Origin of the sequence: Paludibacter sp. 221 (genome assembly GCF_010501035.1) — a bacterium.
Taxonomy (GTDB): Bacteria; Bacteroidota; Bacteroidia; order Bacteroidales; family Paludibacteraceae; genus QVMH01.
In genome coordinates this window covers 1-19,103 of sequence record NZ_QVMH01000044.1, presented here as the reverse complement: position 1 = coordinate 19,103, position 19,103 = coordinate 1, and the positions used below count along the sequence as shown (strand labels likewise).

Sequence of the window (19,103 nt, the reverse complement as noted above, 5' to 3'; positions counted from 1 at the left end):
GAAGATACATATTGTTGGTCTTGTTTGAATAAAATAAGCTATTCTTTTATCAGACTCGCTTATAAATAGCATATTTTTATCTAAGTTTGTGCGAAGTTGAAGAGGACATAGGCTCTGCTGAGGAGCAACCTATTAGCAATAGACTTCAAGACATACCGAAATGGGAGCAGTTTATTCTGCTCCTTTTTTCATTTCGGGTATCTTCAGATGGCTTAAAAAACCTATTTTTCGTTAGAAAAATCAGAGTGTTTTATATGTCTGCCGCTCCAAACCCCATTTTTTGAACCAAACAAATCTATTTTTTTACCCGCTGTTCTGGACGATTATTACAAAACAATAATCCACAATTTTTACACTTAAAACGTTGCTTATTATTCTGAAATCCCCAACGAATTACCTCTAAACTTCCAGCCCCCCCAGCAACGCTTTTTTGCCATTTCTAATACAAAGAAAAAGTTTTATGAAACCACTTTCATAAAACTTTTGTAAAAATATGAATAACAATTGCTTATGGAGATTTTACCAACTATTTTTCAGTAATATGCCAAGATTTTAGAACCGGGAGACGAGCATCAAGACTGATTACAAATCTGATGGAACAGAGCTAAATTTGGGGTAACGATGCCAAAATGGACAGCTGCAAATTAGAATAACAACCTGATAATTAGGAGATAAAATAGAAGTTAGATGAAATTTGTTTCATCTAACTTGGCCTATTTACAGCCTTTCAGTTTCAGACTAAGCCGTATGGTTGTTCCTACGTTTATTTCCGATTGTTTTACGAATATTTTTCCGCAGTGATATTCTTCTACTATCCTTTTTGCTAACGATAGTCCCAGTCCCCAACCACGTTTTTTGGTAGTATAGCCCGGTGTGAAAATGGCTTTAAATTGTCGCTTTTCCAATCCTTTTCCCGTGTCTTTTATGTCGATAAATAAATCGTTGTCTTTTGTTTCTACGTAAATGTCAACATTGCCTTCGCCATCCATTGCGTCTATGGCGTTTTTGCACAGGTTTTCAATCACCCATTCAAAAAGCGGTACGTTCAGTTCTACATAAAGCGGTACGTTGTTCTGAAAATGACATTGCATACTCACTTTTTTGGACGAACGGTTACTTACGTATTGCACCGCATTTTTTAATACTTCTTTCAGGTCTACCGACTGCATGTCGGGGATGGAGCCTATCTTGGAAAAACGCTCAGCGATAATCCTCAAGCGGTTTACGTCCTTTTCCATCTCGTTTAGCAGGTTGTCGTCTGGATATTTACTTTTCAGTAATTCCGACCATGCCAGTAGCGATGAAATAGGCGTACCGAGCTGGTGTGCCGTTTCTTTTGACAACCCTACCCATACTTGGTTTTGCTCGGCTTTTTTAGTGCTGCCAAATGCAAAAAGAGCAATCAGTATAAAAATAAGAATAATGCCTAACTGGACGTATGGAAAATAATATAATTGCTTAAGAAGCGACGAATCGTCGTAATAAACATACATCTTTTCGTCGATTACCTGTAATACAATCGGCTCGTGCTTCTCTTTGAACCGTTCTACACATTTGGCATAATACTCATCTTCTTTTTCTTCGGATGGTGTCTTTACGTTTCGTACCTCTATTATTTTGTCTTTATAGCCTACAATCACCGGAATGGTAGTGTTTCCCTTAATTATTTTCAATACTAGTTCATTCACCATATTATCATCAATATTGCTCATCGACAGAAAATGGGTGGCTTCGGCCCATATCTCTATCTTTTTTTGCTCCTCCTCTGCCAGTGATTTTGCCAACCGATTGGTAAAAAAGGTAGAAGCCGAAACTATGAGAACGGCTATTGCTATGAAAATGAGCTTGAGGCGTTGCGATACAGCGTACAAGTTGTTTTTCTTCATAATACTGATTAAGTAGTTGCAAGTTACAGAGGTAAGAAGCGAGAGGTTAGAGGTAAATTTTTTGAATGTATTTTAAAAAGTATGCTGACTTGAAAAGTCAGACTATCATATGGAACAGTCCGATGTATCGGACACCACAGGCATGTGGCCTGCGGAGGAAAAACAAACAGCACCCTCTGCCTGAAAGGCAGGACTGAAAGCTACTGTCTTGCCTTTCAGGCAGGAGTATAGCAAAGTACAATATGGTTCTTGTGGACTAGATTTATTTAATCGTCTCATTTTAATGGGACACTAGTGAATCTTTATTATTTATAAATTTATCAAAATTCATAAGCAGCGGTTATATACCATCCACCCTGTTGCAGCCTGTGATAGTCCTGTTTACTTAAATTATTAATTCCGAAACTATAGCCCCCTTTTACCATCAGTTTCCACCACTGGATACCTGCGCCGGCTTCCAATTGAAAATTAAAGCGGTTTAGGCGACCATCATACAAATTACTTTCGCCAACAACATAACCAAACGTTTCTTTCAAGGTATTTAACCCGTTCTCATCCGTAATCGTTGTTTTCACCTTCTCCGGCTGATACAGTCCGATATTAAAATTAGGCCCGGCAAAAGCAAATACTTTTATTTTATTCTTAAACAACTCATGCGAAACCGTCAAGTGCAACGGGATATCAATATAATGCCCTTGTGTATTGAAGTTAACTGAATCGCGTATCGAACTAAATACATATTTCTGCGTATTATTACCAAATGTAAACGAATACAACAGTCCGGTATGAATGGTCATAAAATCAACCTTAGGTATTTTAAAATCGACAGTACCACCTATGCGAACCCCATTAAAATTGCGGTTACTCGCTTCGCTGGAATAACGAACCGGCTGCAAATAACCGGCTTCGATGCGGTAAGTTTGCCCCTGAAGAGTAAAAAACGACGTAAGAATAAAAACAAAAAGTGTAAACCGGAAAGTATTCTTCATTTTCGATACATTAATTTATAAAACGGGACAAAGATAATCGTTTTTTTCAGGAACTATTTTTTTAGGATAAAACAATTAGAATAAAAAACGCTTAATAACTTTTTTTCAGAAGAATTCTTCTTTTACCACATATGCCGGAAGTTATTAATGCGCTTCCAACCAGTTATCCCCTACTCCACAATCGGCAACAAGAGGTATAGCCAGCATAAACGCCTGCTCCATTTCCTCTATCACCAGTTTACGCACTTTTTCAAGCTCCGGTTTCAGTACATTAAAGTTCAACTCGTCATGTACCTGCATAATCATCTCCGATTTTATTTTTTCAGTTTCAATCCGCTTCTGGATACGCACCATAGCTATTTTTATAATGTCGGCAGCAGTTCCCTGTATCGGGGCATTGATAGCATTTCGCTCAGCATAATTGCGTACAATGCTGTTTTGGGAATTGATATCGGGCAAAAAACGTTTCCGCCCTAAAAGGGTTTCCACATAGCCATTTTCTTTTGCTTTCTTTACCGTATTTTCAATGTATAGCTTTACCGAAGGATAGGTTTCAAAATACCCGTCAATAAGTTCTTTTGCTTCCGTACGCGATATATTCAGCCTGTCGGCCAATCCGAATGCGGAGATACCATAAATAATCCCGAAATTGGCTGTTTTAGCCTTACGCCGCATACCGGAAGTTACTTCGTTCAACGGAACTTTGAATATTTTGGCAGCCGTAGCGGTATGAATATCGTATCCACTATTAAACGCGTCCAACATGTTTTTATCTTCGCTCAAATGCGCCATGATACGCAGTTCTATCTGCGAGTAATCGGCACTGAAAAACATACAGTCTTTCTCCGGAATAAAAGCCTTTCTTATTTCTTTTCCCTGCGAATCGCGAATAGGTATATTTTGCAGATTAGGATTACTGGAACTAAGCCTTCCGGTAGATGTCACTGTTTGGTTGTACGAAGTATGTACCTTACCCGTTTTAGAGTTAATAAGCAAAGGCAATGCGTCGATATAGGTACTCAACAATTTTTTCAGACCACGATATTCCAATATCTTTCCGACAATCGGATGCTTCGAGCGAAGCTTTTCCAAAACATCTTCTGATGTTGAGTATTGCCCACTTTTGGTTTTTCGGGCATTCTCGTCAATCTTCATGTTTACAAACAGGACTTCGCCCACTTGTTTTGCCGAACTGACATTAAACTCAGTCCCCGCCATTTCATGTATTTCTTTCTCCAGTTTCAGCATTTCGCCCGTCAGCACTTCCGAGCTTTGGTGCAATGCCTCGCTATCAATACGCACCCCGTTTTCTTCCATAATAGCCAACACACGCATCAGCGGCATTTCTATTTCATAAAAGAGTTTTTCCAGCCCGTTTGCTTTCAGTTCTTTCTCAAGCACTTGTTTCAGTTGGAAAGTAACATCTGCGTCCTCTGCCGCATAATCACACAGTGCGTTAATATCAACCGTACGTATGCTTGCCTGATTTTTGCCCTTAGCCCCTACAAGCTCCTCGTAACGAATAGTACGGTATTTCAAATAAATCTCAGCAAGGTAATCCATCCCATGACGCAATTCGGGCTGAACCAAATAATGTGCAATCATCGTATCAAACAACTTTCCTTTCAGTTGGATGCCATACATTGATAGCATCAGCAAGTCGAATTTAAGATTCTGACCTATTTTTTCGATTCCCTCATTTTCAAAAAAAGCGCTGAACTCCGAAACAATATTTTTTATCTCTTCTGTATCTTCCGGAAGCGACACAAAATAAGCCTCGCCTATCGAGTAAGAAAACGAAAGCCCCACCAGTTCTGCGCTGAACACGTCCACACTTGTTGTTTCGGTGTCGAAACAAACGGATGGCTGTTTCATCAATTTATCTATTAAATCGGCACGCTTCTCTTTCGTATCTACCAAAACATAATTGTGAGGAACATCAGCAAGCGACTTCATATTGGTCACAATAGGTTCTTCCGTTTTTTTCTTTACCGCAACTTCATCCGCCCCAAAAAGCGACATTTGTTCTCCGCCAACTTTCTTTTTCTTCTTAGCAGCTTCTAACGGATTTTTTTCGTCCTTTCCCGTGATACGCGACAATAACGAATAAAATTCAAGTTCTTCAAATATCTCCCTCAATTTAGCCTCGTTAATTGGCTCCATTTTCAGCACCTCCTCGTCAAACTCGATAGGCACATCTGTTTTAATAGTAGCCAAAAAACGTGAAAACTCTATCAACTCTTTATTATCCTCTATCTTTGTTTTGATAGCCCCGCTTAGTTCATCAGTCCGCTTCAACAGTTCGTCAATACTACCAAACTGCTTGAGCAGTTTTACCGCAGTTTTCTCCCCTACACCGGGGCATCCCGGTATGTTATCCGAAGCATCGCCCATCAAGCCCAACAAGTCAATAACCTGCTCCTGACTTTCAATCTCAAATTTCTTCTTTACTGCTTCGGGGCCCATCACTTCGTACCCCCCCGAATGTTTAGGGCGATAAATAAAAATATGTTCCGAAACCAACTGCCCATAATCCTTATCGGGCGTTACCATCAAAACCTCGAAACTTTCTTTCTCAGCCTTTTTTGCTATTGTTCCGATAACATCGTCTGCCTCAAAACCCGCAACCTCAAGCACCGGAATATTGTAAGCGCGAATTATCTCCTTTATAATAGGAACCGCCGTACGGATATCTTCGGGAGTCATTTCGCGTTGGGCTTTATAATGCTCATATGCCTCGTGGCGAAATGTTTTACCCGGTGGATCAAAAGCAACCGCCACGTGAGTAGGATTTTCGCGCTTCAGCACATCCTCCAGTGTATTTACAAACCCATATATTGCAGATGTATTAAGCCCTTTCGAATTAATACGTGGAAATTTTATGAATGCGTAGTATGCTCGGTAAATAATTGCGTAAGCGTCTAATAACAATAATCTCTTCATGAATCATCTTTTTTTATTGGAGTATCACAGAACTATTATTCTGCCTTGAATGCTTTTGTATAAATCCATTTTTCCGTTTTCCTGCCGTTATAAAACAGATATAAATGAATTCGGGTATAAAAGTATTAAAAAATACACAGAATTAAAGGTCAGACCATAAAAGAAAACATAAAATTATGTACTTTTGCAACTTGTTAAAAAAAAACTATCACATTACATGATTCTGATTGAAGACATAAAAAAACCTATTCTAAAAGAAATACATCTCTTTGAAGAAAGATTTGCAGCCGCTCTTCAATCGGACAATCCATTGCTATCCAACATAAACGAACATATAGGACAAGGAACAGGAAAACAACTACGTCCTATACTGGTGATATTAAGCGCAAAGATATTTGGAGAGATAAATAAATCCACAATCGACAGTGCTGTATCTCTGGAGTTGCTGCATACGGCAAGCCTCATACACGACGACGTGGTAGACGACACCTTCGAACGGCGCGGCCGCAAATCAGTAAACGCACGGTGGAACAACAAGATAGCAATTCTGGCAGGCGACAATATGCTGTCGAATGCATTGTACTATGCCACCAAAACTGAAAAAATAGACATTCTATACTCCATCTCCAACATAGGCATGCAGCTTTCCGATGGGGAATTGCTACAACTCTCCAACCGTGACCAGACAAAAATTACCGAAGAAGAGTATTTCAATGTGATACGTAAAAAAACCGCGTTGTTGTTTTCTACATGTACCGAAGTAGGCGCTTTGTCTGTAAATGCAAGCAAAGAGGAATTATTGCATTTACGTAATTACGGAGAATATATAGGTATCGCCTTCCAGCTGAAAGACGACATATTTGATTATTACGAAAATGCCCATATAGGCAAGCCTACCGGCAACGACATTCGCGATGGGAAAGTCACCCTGCCTCTAATTTTTGCATTGCAGAATGCCCACGAAAAGGAAAAAGAAAAAATTTGCCACTGGATTAAGAACAAAGACTTTTCGCAGAAGAATATCCGCGAGATAATGAATTTTGCCCACGAAAACGGCGGCATCCGCTATGCCGAAAAACAAATGGAGCTTTATAAGCAAAAAGCCATTAACGAGCTTGCCACTTTCCCGCAAAGCGATATAAAAGACGCTCTGATAGCCAATGCAGAGTTTATTATAGACAGAAAAATATAAACCTCCCCCGTCGTTATTTCATCACACACACAATTCCACTTGGATATTTTTACTTCGCCGAAGGAATAACAACTGCTTTGGTATCAATCATTTTTTCGTCCAACGGTTTCAACGGTATTTTCAAATCAGCGGGAACAAGTTTTCTGTCCAGCATACGTGTCTTACTTGGCGACTGCTGTACGCCGGACTGTCCTGTAATCAGTTCGATAGCTTTAGCAAGTAAAGGCTCGTTTTGCTCGCCAAGGGCAACAGGGTTGGTTATAATATCTTCTTCAACATAATAGTTGGGGGCTATCCCACTTACATCTGTAAGCGCGGGGAAACCATTTTTATTGGCAAAGCGATATACCATAATATACATTCCCCAGTCGTACAGGTCGCTATCTTTTATTCCTATATTTTCAGGCTCCAGCAAAACTCCTCCGCAATACTTGCCCGATGTTGTTTCGCCAATAAGTACAACGTCCAGATAGGGTTTCAAGCCGATAATAGTAGCTTCGGAGGCCGATGCCGTACCATTACCCGTAAGTATGTAGATAGTGGAAAGGTTAATGTTATCTACAACCACACTTTCATCAGCATTCTGAGACTTATACTCATGCACAAAATATTCATTTGTCTCTTCGCCCCTGTATTTGAAGTACTCCATATAACCATCGTTCCAAACCTGCTGAAGAAATACGGACTTGTTCCTGAAAGCCTCCTCGTTAACCAACATGCTACAAAGCAACTGTGAGGTAACGGCTGTACCTCCCCCATTGTAACGCAAATCGAGCACTACGTCGGTCACACCCATGTTCTTAAATCCGGTAATAGCTTCCTGCAATTCGCGGTGAGATTTCAGCAAAAAGCTGGTATAGAGCAAATAGCCGACCTTTTTGCCACCCGCTTCAATCACTTTCGAAATCATAACAGGATTCATATATTGCTTAACCGCATTCAACGATACGGTTTTTGCCAACGATAATTTTCTGTCGCTGCCAACTTCTCCAATTCCTAATTTTATAGACGAGGCGTAGTATAAATCAAGATAATTGGCGGCTGTTATGTCATTACCATCGATAGTCATGATAATATCTCCCCGCTTCACCCCCGCATTGTCGGCTGGAGAATCGGGGTACACAAACTGAACTACTGCGAAGTATGTATCCGAGTTCGAAAAGCGGTATATCACCAGCGAATAACCGAATGTGGTATCCTCCCCATAAAAGCTATCTTGCAAATCGCTGATTTTATCAGTCAGCATCGACCATTTATCGTCTTTGTAAACCAACTTATCAAAATAAGCAAACGAGTCGGCCTCTTTATTCGGATTGATAGAAGGAAGATATTTATCCCATAAATAAACTTCTTTAAATGTGCTGTGGATAAAATTGTTTACTTTTTTAGTTACTGTAGTAACATCCGAAGGCTCATTATTATTGTCACACGATGCGAAAAACAAAAGAAATACGGATAAATACAATAAGAAACCGGTTTTAGGAAAAGATATTTTCATGTTCAAGACACTTTACATTTAAAATAAAAACTCAAAAGTAGTATTTTCTGACTCAATAATAAACGAATATTTACAGAAAAAATTATAACCTCGGTTTTATTTATTGGTCAGACACTTATTTTCTATCAAGAGGTAAAGAAAAAACAAACAAGAAATATTAAAAAGTTATATCTTTGCACTTATTCATCAATATTTCGGATATTTTGAGTACTATTTGGCTTGTTATCATAATATTAGTTTTCTCTGCCTTCTTTTCGGGAATGGAAATTGCGTTTGTAACCTCGAACAAACTGCGATTCGAACTGGATAAGAAACAAAAAGGGCTGGCATCTTCCATCATCTCCATATTTTACAAGCATCCCCAGCAATACATATCTACCATGCTGGTGGGCAACAATATATGTTTGGTAGTATATGGTATATTGATGGCCAACATGTTGACACCTTACCTATTGTTCCTGAAAAGCCAGTTTCTCATAACCTTGGCACAAACTATTCTCGCAACTATTATAGTATTGATTACGGGCGAGTTTTTACCCAAAACCATTTTCAGGGCAAACCCTAACCTGTGGCTGAACATATTCTCTCCTATCCTGCTTATTTTCTACATCGTGCTGTATCCCATTTCGAGCATAAGCACATGGCTTTCTATCCTGATATTAAGGATATTCGGGATAAAGCGAAACAAAGAAGCCGAAAGCAATACTTTTTCGCGCATCGACTTCAATTATCTGGTAGAAGAATCGTTTGACGGGAGCAATACCGAAGAGGAAATTGAAAATGAGGTGAAGATATTGCAAAACGCGCTAGACTTTTCCAATGTAAAGCTGCGCGACTGCTATGTGCCACGCCCCGAAATAATAGCACTGGACCATAGCGTGGATGTGGAAACGCTGAAACAAACTTTTATCGAAACCGGGCTTTCAAAAATCATCATTTACAAAGGGGATATTGATAATGTGGTAGGCTACATACACTCGTCGGAAATGTTTACCCACCAAAACAACTGGAAAGAACATATCAATAAAATACCGATTGTGCCCGAAAACATGGCCGCCCAAAAGCTGATGAAAACTTTCATGCAAGAGAAAAAAAGCATTGCTGTAGTGGTGGACGAGTTTGGAGGAACTGCAGGTATTATCACCCTCGAAGATATCATTGAGCAAATATTCGGCGAAATTGAGGACGAACACGACACTCATGAGTATATTTCGGAAAGAATAAATGAGAGTGAATATCTGTTTTCGGGAAGGCTCGAAGTAAAAACAATAAACTCGAAGTATAACCTGAACATACCCGAATCGGACGAATACGACACAATAGCCGGGTTTATCCTTTTTCATTATCAGCATTTCCCAAAGCTGAATGAGGTTATCCGCATCGGAGCCTTTACGCTCAAATGTACCAAAATAACCAATAGCCGCATCGACCTTGTTAGATTAAGCATCTACGAAGAATAATTATCAATGTTTAATTATTAGTTTTTTTCAATCGCTGGCGCAAGTTTAATATAGCGTAACTTGTGCCAAATACAGCAGGGGTTGCAAACTGTAGGCAAAAAGTTTCAATCATATTTTCAGTTTATTTTATAACTACTACAGCTATTTTATAATTTATTTTTATTTGCAAAACCAAACCTTGCTCATAAAAATGTATCTTTGCAAACTTTGATACGAATCCCAATTCGGCATAAAAATACCGCATATTTTCTAAGCCTGAGTAATAAAAACAAACATGAGTAACAACATCATAACACAATCAATACAAACTACAGGGAAGTACTTTTTATTGATAAACAAAGTGTTTTCCACCCCCGAACGCTGGCGCATGTTTTTCCGGCAATTTGCAAAAGAGATTAATAAACTTGGAGTACAATCGCTGCCCATTGTTATAATCATCTCCGTATTTATCGGAGCCATTATGACCATACAAACCAAACTCAATACCGAAAACCCTCTGCTACCGGCATACAGCACCGGACTCGTTACACGCGACACGCTGCTTCTCGAATTTTCATCTACCATCATGTGCCTTATCCTTGCGGGTAAAGTAGGCTCTAACATTGCTTCGGAGATAGGAACAATGCGCATTACAGAGCAAATCGACGCACTTGAGATAATGGGTATAAATTCAGCAAGCTACCTCATATTACCCCGTATTACTGCATTTGTTCTGATGATGCCTGTTCTTGTTATTTACAGTATGGCTATAGGGCTTATAGGAGGTTACTGCGTAGGGCTTTTTACCGATATAATAACGGTGTCCGACTATTTATTGGGGATTCAGTACGCCTTCATACCTTATTATATATTTTACTCATTGGTAAAATCGCTTGTTTTTGCCTTTATCATAGCTTCGGTAGCTTCGTTTTACGGTTACTATGTAAAAGGCGGAGCTTTGGACGTGGGCAAAGCCAGTACAAACGCCGTTGTGAACAGCAGCGTACTGATTCTGTTTTTCAATCTGATAATCACTGGATTGATGCTAAATTAGTGGATTACGAGAATGAATCAGAACAAAATAGATAAACATAGAGCAAAATAGAACAAAAAGAAGTTGAAAAACAAGAGTTGTAGGCATGTACTCATTGTTCTTTTGTTCCACATTATTCCATATTGTTCTTTTGTTCTAGAAAATGTGATTCCTGCAATTAAGCGTTAATATATAGCTTATGTTAGAAATAAAGAATGTTGTAAAATCGTTTGACGATGTAACCGTATTGAAAGGGATTTCGGCTGTTTTCGAGCCCGGAAAAGTAAATATGATTATAGGACAAAGCGGTTCGGGTAAAACAGTATTGCTGAAATCCATCATCGGGCTTCACCGCATTGATAGCGGCCGGATAGAGTATGACGGACGCAATCTGCCTGATATGAGGATAAAAGAAGTGAGAATACTACGCCGCGAGGTGGGTATGCTATTTCAAGGCTCTGCGCTTTTCGATTCGATGTCGGTATTCGAAAACGTAATGTTTCCTTTAGAGATGTTTTCGCCCGACAGTGTAAAAGAAAATACCGAGCGTGCCAACTTCTGCCTGTCGCGCGTTAATATCGACGAAAAAGCATTCGACCTTATGCCATCCGAAATAAGCGGAGGGATGCAAAAACGGGTAGCAATAGCGCGAGCCATTGCCCTGCAACCGAAATACCTTTTTTGCGACGAGCCAAACTCCGGGCTCGACCCCAAAACATCGCTCATTATCGACCAACTGATATATGAGCTTACCCACGAGTTTGATATAACTACCATCATAAACTCGCATGATATGAACTCTATCATGGAAATCGGCGATAACATTATTTTCATAGAAAATGGCGAGAAAGTGTGGCAGGGGAATAAAGAGAATATATTCCATGCGAAATGCAAGGAGTTGAACGATTTTGTTTTTGCATCGGACTTATTTAAGAAGGTAAAAAAAGCAAACAATCAGGAAGAGAAGATATTGAATCATCATTAACCGCATTGCAAAAGTAGGATATGAAAATAATATCATATAACGTAAACGGAATACGTGCAGCCATGTCGAAAGGCTTGCTGGAATGGATTAAAACCGAAAGTCCGGACGTTTTGTGCTTGCAGGAGACAAAGGCACAGCCGGAACAAATAGATACTTTTGCATTTGCCGAACTTGGGTACACTGTATATATGCACTCAGCCCAAAAGAAAGGATATAGTGGTGTAGCAATTATAACCAAGCAGAAGCCTGATAAAGTAACGATTGGGATGGATAATCCGCTTTATGATGCCGAAGGGCGTGTTATCCGTGCCGACTATGGCGATTTGTCGGTTGTAAGCGTATACATACCTTCGGGCTCGTCGGGCGACGAACGGCAAGCATTTAAAATGACATTTTTGGATGCATTTCTCCCCTTTGTGGAAAATCTAAAAAAAATACGTCCGAACCTGATTATCTGCGGCGACTACAATATATGCCACAAACCTATTGATATAAACCATCCCGAAAGACAAACAGGAGTTTCGGGATTTCTGCCCGAAGAAAGGGAATGGATGGACAGATACGAAAGCTCAGGTATGATAGATTCGTTTCGCCTTTTCGACTCAAGCCCCGAAAAATACAGCTGGTGGAGCTACCGTGCCGGAGCACGCAAACGCAATGCCGGTTGGCGCATTGATTATCACTGGGTTACTACACCTCTACAGGACAAATTAAAATCGGCTTCTATACTATCGGATGTTGTACACTCCGACCACTGTCCTGTTTCTGTGGAAATAGAGATATAAAACGCATTAAACAAATAGCTTTCATTTCATTAAAAAACAATAAAAGCAAAAAAATAGCTTTATTATACCCTAAAATGTTTATATTTTTGCCTGCTGAATAATATATTGACACTCAAAAACATGAAATTAAAACCAATTCATTTTATACTTTCACTCATACTTACAGCATTATTTGTTTCTTGTATCGGCAGCAACGACACGGACGATAAAGAAGTAGCAGGCATTCCTGACTTTGTGGCATTAACGTTTACAAAAAATGATAGTGTACCGGGATTGGAAAACGCCGTATTTACGCTGGAATTCGATAGTGAGTTGAATGATTCTATAATTGTAAACCTCGACTCGCTTGCTTACAAAACACGGATTGACAGCGTTGTCCCCAATTTTTATTTCAAAAGTTCTTCTTCAGCCCTACTCTACCAAGAAAAAGCAGAAGGAGGTCTTGATACTATCTATCTTACCGGAAAAGATACAATCGACTTTTCGAGAAAAACCAAATTGCAGAATACCTCATCGGATGGGGACTCGACCAGAATATACCATATAAAAGTAAATGTGCATCAGGTGGAAGGGGAATTATATATCTGGGATAAAATAAAAAGCAATATCGTATCACAGGCCGAGAGTAACCAAAAAGCCGTATTGTTCGGCAACAAGTATTTTTATTACATGTCGACCGGAAACAGTAATTACCTGTACACTACCACCACCCCCGAAGCCGATTGGGCTGAAACTGCAATGGAAGTTGTGCCCGCAAATGCTACTATGCTCAATCTGAGATATATGACAGAGCATAACAGCCAACTGTATGTAACTGATAATAGCGGAAATATATATTATTCGGAAAATGGAATCAACTGGCAACAAAGAAACTACACTTCGACCAAAAAACTATTCAGTTTATTATTCTCGTTGAATAACAAATTGTGGGCTATTATGGAGTCTGGCGGAGCATATTACATTGAAAGCTCTACCGACGGAAGTGTATGGACTGATAATAACCAAACGATAGACGACAGTTTCCCTGTGACGGAATATGCTGCTTTGGTGTTCAAAACCAAGGTAGGAAAACCTAAAGCTATTATCACAGGAGGTTATAATAAAGACGGAAAGCTGAAACAAACAAACTGGAGCACCGAAAACGGCACATACTGGGTATCTTACCGCGATAATATACTTGGCTCAACCGAAGGTGCAGCACTGGCTCAATACGACGATAAATTATTCATATTTGGAGCACAAACGGTGGATAATGAATATATCCCAATCATGGAATCGTCAAATCAGGGGCTCAACTGGAATTTACCTGACAGTACATATAATTATCTTCCTATAGAGTTCGAAAAAAGATCGTACCAGTCGGTATTTGTAAACATGGAGGACGACCAAAAACGAATTTATCTGATAGGTGGAAAAACTACCGGAGAGATATATTCGGATGTATGGACAGGCAGACTAAACCGCATGTTCTTCGACAGACAATAAAAATCAGAACAAAAACATTTTTCCAAATAAAGGTAATGATTCCAAAATAAAAAGGTGAACCAAAGCGGTTCACCTTTCATTGTATAAGCAAGAAGTATATTTTACTCCATCAGTTTTTTGTAACGTATACGTTTAGGAGTTTCATCACCAAGGCGTTTACGCTTATTCTCTTCGTACTCGGAATAACTGCCCTCGAACACAAAAATCTGCGAATCGCCTTCGAAAGCAATAATATGCGTACAAATCCGGTCGAGGAACCAACGGTCGTGCGAGATAACCACAGCACAGCCGGCAAAGCTCTCCAACCCCTCCTCCAAAGCACGCAACGTATTTACGTCAATATCATTGGTTGGCTCATCCAGCAGCAATACGTTAGCCTCCGATTTCAGAGTAAGAGCCAAGTGTAAGCGGTTACGCTCACCACCCGACAGCACACCACACAGTTTTTCCTGGTCGCCACCTGTGAAATTAAAACGCGACAGGTAAGCACGCGCATTTATTTCCTTACCGCCTACACGGATAAATTCAGTACCGCCGGAAATAACCTGGAATACCGTTTTTTCAGGGTCTATATCAGCATGGCTTTGGTCAACGTAGCCTATTTTTACAGTTTCGCCCACTTCAAATGTTCCTTTATCCGCCTTTTCTATCCCCATAATCAAGCGGAAAAGCGTAGTTTTACCCGCACCGTTAGGCCCGATAACGCCAACAATACCATTGGGAGGAAGCATAAAATTAAGATGCTCGAACAACAATTTGTCACCATAAGCTTTTGCCACATCAATAGCCTCAACTACCTTATTACCTAAGCGGGGACCATTCGGGATAAATATTTCCAGTTTTTCTTCCTTTTCTTTCTGGTCTTCGTTCAGCAAGCGGTCGTAAGCACCCAAACGGGCTTTACCTTTAGCCTGACGGGCTTTAGGGGCCATACGTACCCACTCCAACTCACGCTCCAGAGTTTTACGGCGTTTACTGGCCTGTTTCTCCTCCATAGCCATACGTGAGGTTTTCTGCTCAAGCCACGACGAGTAATTACCTTTCCAAGGTATTCCCTCTCCCCTGTCCAACTCCAATATCCAGCCTGCTACATTATCAAGGAAATAACGGTCGTGAGTAATAGCAATAACAGTACCCGCATATTGTTGCAAATGCTGTTCGAGCCACTCTACCGATTCGGCATCCAAATGGTTGGTAGGCTCATCGAGCAATAAAATATCGGGCTGACGAAGCAACAGACGACACAAAGCTACACGGCGACGCTCCCCTCCCGACAAGTTTGCAACCAAGGCTTCTTCCGGCGGACAACGCAATGCGTCCATAGCACGCTCCAGTTTATTGTCAATATTCCACGCATCGGCATGGTCAAGCAATTCCTGCAACTCTCCCTGACGGGCTATCAGCTTATCAAAATCGGCATCGGGGTCGGTAAACTGTTCGTTTATCTTATCGTATTCGGCCAACATATCCATAACCTCCTGCACCCCTTCCTGTACCACTTCTTTTACAGTTTTATTAGGGTCGAGTTTAGGCTCCTGCTCCAAATAACCAACCGAATAGCCCGGCGAAAAAACAACTTCTCCATCATACGATTTCTCCACTCCCGCTATAATTTTCAAAAGCGTGGACTTACCTGAGCCGTTCAGACCAATGATACCTATTTTCGCACCATAGAAAAACGAAAGATAGATGTTACTTAAGACCTTTTTTTGCGGTGGAAATGTTTTACTCACACCAACCATCGAAAAAATAACCTTTTTATCGTCAGACATAATTTTCTGTTTAAATGTTGAATTGCTTAATTGTTGGAATTATCAGTATTAAGTATTTGATAAGAATCAATGTTGCTTTTAGTAAAATGACAAACAAGAAGCTAATGATTTTTAGCGAATAAAAAACTTACCTCTTACCTCTTGTTTCTTACCCCTGTAAATCGTAAGTAAATTACGCGTTTTTCGTTTTATAACTAGCACGGACTTTACCTTTCACTATATTGGTAAGTTTAGATTTAAGCAGCTGACGACGCAAGGGATTTACCTTATCGGTAAAAAGATTACCCTCCAAGTGGTCATATTCATGTTGTACCACACGTGCTTTGTACCCTTCAAACACCTCAGTATGCTCGTTGAAATCGGCATCATAATAACGAATTTTTATTCTCTGCGCACGAACTACCGACTCATGAATACCGGGAATACTGAGACAGCCCTCCTCGCACGATTCTGTTTCCTCGCTCAGTTCCAGCATTTCGGGGTTTATCATCGCCACTTTAAAAGCGGCCAATTCAGGGTCCTGTTCTTTGAACGGCACCAAATCAATCACCAGCAAACGTATAGGCAAGCCTATTTGCGGCGCAGCAAGCCCTACTCCATCGGCATGGTACATTGTTTCGAACATATTGTCGACCAGCGTTTTCAGTTCTGGATAATCAGGAGCGATTTTTTCGGTCGGTTTCCTCAAAACCGGACTCCCATATGTATAAATAGGTAATATCATATATTTTATTTTGTTTTTTTAGCCGTTAAAAAAATGTTGAGTTGTACAATCGGTATTTTACCTTACCGATTCCAAATAACTTTGTAGTATTATAGTAGCACTTATTTTGTCCACCAGCGCTTTATTCTGCCTGTCTTTCTTTTTCAGTCCCCCGTCGAGCATAGCTTTATGTGCCAAAACCGAGGTAAACCGCTCGTCAACATATACAATTTCCATATCCGGAAAAGCCTGTTTCAACCTTTCGACAAAAGGACGGATATATTTCATCGAATCGGATTCCTGCCCATTCATCTGCTTAGGCAATCCTATCACTATCTTATCAACCTGTTCGCGGGCTACGTATTTTTGCAGATAATCAAGCACAACATTAGCCGGAATGGTATCAAGACCATTCGCCACAATCTGCAAAGGGTCTGTAACAGCCAGTCCCACACGCTTTTGTCCGTAATCAATTGCCAAAATCCGTCCCATAAAATAGTTTGCAAAGGTACATAAATATGATGGTATAGAAAAACCTATTTTATTTTGTCAAACACATGGATAAGATTCAACCAAACAAATATCGACAAAGGAGAAATGAACTTTCTGTTTCGTCCATTGTTTTATATCTAAAACTCTAAAAGCTTGATTTATGAAAAAAATACTTTTATTCTCAGCATTATTTCTGATTCCGTCTCTCCTTATAAGCACAAACGCCCAATACAAGAAAAACGAAATAGAACTTGGGGTTGGCATCTTCAATTTCAACGAGATTATCAACATTACATCCGATGTAATCATATCATCAGTACCTACAGGTACTACAATGGAAAACAGCAGCTCATACGGGTCGGTACACGCAGCGTACAAGTACCGTATCAGAGAAAGGATAGGCGTTGGAGGACTGTTTGCCTTCGACTATTCTACCGCCGAAGCCATGCGCTATGATATAAAAATAGGCGACTTCAAAAAAAGGCATTATACACTGGCTGCCGAAGCTGATTTTATTTACCTGAACTTCGACCGATTTAAAATGTATGCTTTAGCAGGTGTTGGAGCCACGCTTTACGGACTTACATATACAAGTGCTATAAATGGAGAAAAAGACAATAATACCACTCCCTATTTCACATTTCAGGTAACTCCTATCGGCATACGGTATGGAGAAAGGTTCGGAGGATTTCTCGAAGTAGGATTTGGATACAGGGGAATTTTAAACGCAGGAATCTTTGTAAGACTATAAAGCAAAGATTAAACGAACTATAACAGAAGCAGGAATCAGTTGATTCCTGCCTCATTGTTTTTCGAATTACAAAATAGCGCTATTGTAAAACAACGTCTTTCCAACTCGTACCATCGTGAAATTGAAGTTTACCTCCGCTCACTCTCAAAGTATATTTAAGACCATCTCCGCTAAATGCTTCGTCAACCGAAAGAGATAACTGTATACCCTGCTGAAAAAGAGTTTTTCCTCCCACATAGTTTTTCTTTCCCTGTCCTGTTATATAAAGCCCATAATGTTTATTATCATCATTATAAGCATTCACACCCCCTGCTGTATAAATATCATAAAGTACCTTTATCTTCATATTACTCGAAGTTTTATATGCCCTGAGATATAATCCATGAGCTTCATTGAGAGTTCCCTTTGCATCTGCAGCATAACTACCATAAAGAACTTCAATTCCTTTCGCTACGTTCATTATGCCACCTCCAGTTCCTACATTATTACTAGCACCAGAATAATAGGTACGAACACCAATGCCCACTGCGACTCCTGTATTTGTTTTCCCATTAGCAACCTTTGTTTCCATCCTTACCATCATTGATATAGGATTAATCGCCCCACCTTGATACTCGGGAGTATTCACATAAAATCGAGCAGCAGCCGTACCTGAGACTCCCGTTTTTTTCTCCTGAAGTATATTGCCGTTTTTTATTATAAGACCTCCATTTCTTTCAATCGTCGCTGTTTTGCTTCCTCCCGCATCCGTTGTAGTCCCGGCAAGATACCATGCTGTAGTAGCCGGCGTAGCCGGAGCTGTATAGGTAACATAGCTACTTCCATTGTAGCTCCAGATAGAGCCATCCAAAGCGATGTAAAGTACTCCGGTTTTACCTTTCAGGCTATCGTCGTTCACAAAATCAGCATTTGCATCGCCCTCGTCATCAAATGGCGGATTGATAGAGAACTTAGCACCTGTGTCGGTTGGAGTATTGGTGTCAATATATACGTTTGTAAGGCTTTGCGATTCCGATTGCGAGATAAGCCTTATCCAGTTTGTTCCATTGTTGTAATACATGCCCGGCATTACAACTTCGGCATCGGGTGTTCCTTCCGCACTTGTTGCTGTATTGTACACTGTCATACCTTGCACATGGGCAGATAGTGG

The 19,103-nt window shown here is 40.1% G+C and carries 15 protein-coding genes and 1 pseudogene; 7 read left to right on the top strand and 9 right to left on the bottom strand.

The features are described 5' to 3' along the window. Window positions 1-713: 713 nt before the first annotated feature. The 4 genes from D0T49_RS09905 to polA all read right to left on the bottom strand — a co-directional run bounded on the left by D0T49_RS09905 (window position 714) and on the right by polA (window position 5,818). Entirely contained in the window at window positions 714-1,886 is a 1,173-nt protein-coding gene (locus tag D0T49_RS09905) for a HAMP domain-containing sensor histidine kinase (protein ID WP_163630920.1), read from the bottom strand. Window positions 1,887-1,991: 105 nt separating this feature from the next. After that, window positions 1,992-2,165: a hypothetical protein gene (locus D0T49_RS09900; protein ID WP_163630918.1), complete on the bottom strand. Its 174-nt coding sequence runs from the start codon at window positions 2,163-2,165 to the stop codon at window positions 1,992-1,994. 41 nt (window positions 2,166-2,206) lie between these two features. After that, window positions 2,207-2,875: a PorT family protein gene (locus D0T49_RS09895; RefSeq protein WP_163630916.1), complete on the bottom strand. Its 669-nt coding sequence runs from the start codon at window positions 2,873-2,875 to the stop codon at window positions 2,207-2,209. 144 nt (window positions 2,876-3,019) lie between these two features. Further along, on the bottom strand, window positions 3,020-5,818 hold the full coding sequence (gene polA / locus D0T49_RS09890; RefSeq protein WP_163630914.1) for a DNA polymerase I: 2,799 nt from the start codon (window positions 5,816-5,818) through the stop codon (window positions 3,020-3,022). 217 nt (window positions 5,819-6,035) lie between these two features. Here polA and D0T49_RS09885 point away from each other — a divergent pair, with 217 nt between their 5' ends. Beyond that, a complete protein-coding gene (locus D0T49_RS09885) occupies window positions 6,036-7,010 on the top strand; it encodes a polyprenyl synthetase family protein (RefSeq protein ID WP_163630912.1) in 975 nt (324 codons plus the stop codon). A 49-nt stretch (window positions 7,011-7,059) separates the two neighbouring features. Here D0T49_RS09885 and D0T49_RS09880 read toward each other — a convergent pair whose 3' ends face one another. Further along, window positions 7,060-8,508: a S41 family peptidase gene (locus D0T49_RS09880; RefSeq protein WP_163630910.1), complete on the bottom strand. Its 1,449-nt coding sequence runs from the start codon at window positions 8,506-8,508 to the stop codon at window positions 7,060-7,062. A 203-nt stretch (window positions 8,509-8,711) separates the two neighbouring features. On the opposite strand from D0T49_RS09880, the gene D0T49_RS09875 reads away from it, so the two are divergent. The 5 genes from D0T49_RS09875 to D0T49_RS09855 all read left to right on the top strand — a co-directional run bounded on the left by D0T49_RS09875 (window position 8,712) and on the right by D0T49_RS09855 (window position 14,235). Then, the gene (locus D0T49_RS09875) at window positions 8,712-9,968 is read left to right on the top strand and encodes a hemolysin family protein (RefSeq protein WP_163630922.1); all 1,257 of its coding nucleotides are present in this window, start codon (window positions 8,712-8,714) and stop codon (window positions 9,966-9,968) included. A gap of 289 nt (window positions 9,969-10,257) precedes the next feature. Next, window positions 10,258-11,001: an MlaE family ABC transporter permease gene (locus D0T49_RS09870; protein WP_370519662.1), complete on the top strand. Its 744-nt coding sequence runs from the start codon at window positions 10,258-10,260 to the stop codon at window positions 10,999-11,001. A 178-nt stretch (window positions 11,002-11,179) separates the two neighbouring features. After that, complete coding sequence (locus tag D0T49_RS09865; RefSeq protein ID WP_163630906.1) at window positions 11,180-11,965, top strand: ABC transporter ATP-binding protein; 786 nt, start codon at window positions 11,180-11,182, stop codon at window positions 11,963-11,965. Window positions 11,966-11,985: 20 nt separating this feature from the next. Continuing rightward, window positions 11,986-12,750, top strand: a complete 765-nt coding sequence (locus D0T49_RS09860) for an exodeoxyribonuclease III (RefSeq protein ID WP_163630904.1) — start codon at window positions 11,986-11,988, stop codon at window positions 12,748-12,750. Between the two features lie 120 nt (window positions 12,751-12,870). Then, entirely contained in the window at window positions 12,871-14,235 is a 1,365-nt protein-coding gene (locus tag D0T49_RS09855; protein ID WP_163630902.1) for a DUF6242 domain-containing protein, read from the top strand. Window positions 14,236-14,336: 101 nt separating this feature from the next. Here D0T49_RS09855 and ettA read toward each other — a convergent pair whose 3' ends face one another. The 3 genes from ettA to ruvX form a co-directional block, all read right to left on the bottom strand. Beyond that, window positions 14,337-16,007, bottom strand: coding sequence for an energy-dependent translational throttle protein EttA (gene ettA, locus D0T49_RS09850; protein ID WP_163630900.1), 1,671 nt, complete (start codon window positions 16,005-16,007; stop codon window positions 14,337-14,339). Between the two features lie 172 nt (window positions 16,008-16,179). Beyond that, window positions 16,180-16,731: a peptide deformylase gene (gene def / locus D0T49_RS09845; RefSeq protein ID WP_163630898.1), complete on the bottom strand. Its 552-nt coding sequence runs from the start codon at window positions 16,729-16,731 to the stop codon at window positions 16,180-16,182. A gap of 57 nt (window positions 16,732-16,788) precedes the next feature. Further along, the gene (ruvX, locus tag D0T49_RS09840) at window positions 16,789-17,202 is read right to left on the bottom strand and encodes a Holliday junction resolvase RuvX (protein ID WP_163630896.1); all 414 of its coding nucleotides are present in this window, start codon (window positions 17,200-17,202) and stop codon (window positions 16,789-16,791) included. 160 nt (window positions 17,203-17,362) lie between these two features. Between ruvX and D0T49_RS09835 the strand changes: the two genes are divergently transcribed. After that, window positions 17,363-17,953, top strand: coding sequence for a hypothetical protein (locus D0T49_RS09835; RefSeq protein WP_163630894.1), 591 nt, complete (start codon window positions 17,363-17,365; stop codon window positions 17,951-17,953). Between the two features lie 79 nt (window positions 17,954-18,032). On the opposite strand, the pseudogene D0T49_RS09830 reads toward D0T49_RS09835, so the two are convergent. Beyond that, a pseudogene (locus D0T49_RS09830) lies at window positions 18,033-19,103 on the bottom strand (hypothetical protein); the annotation flags it as partial.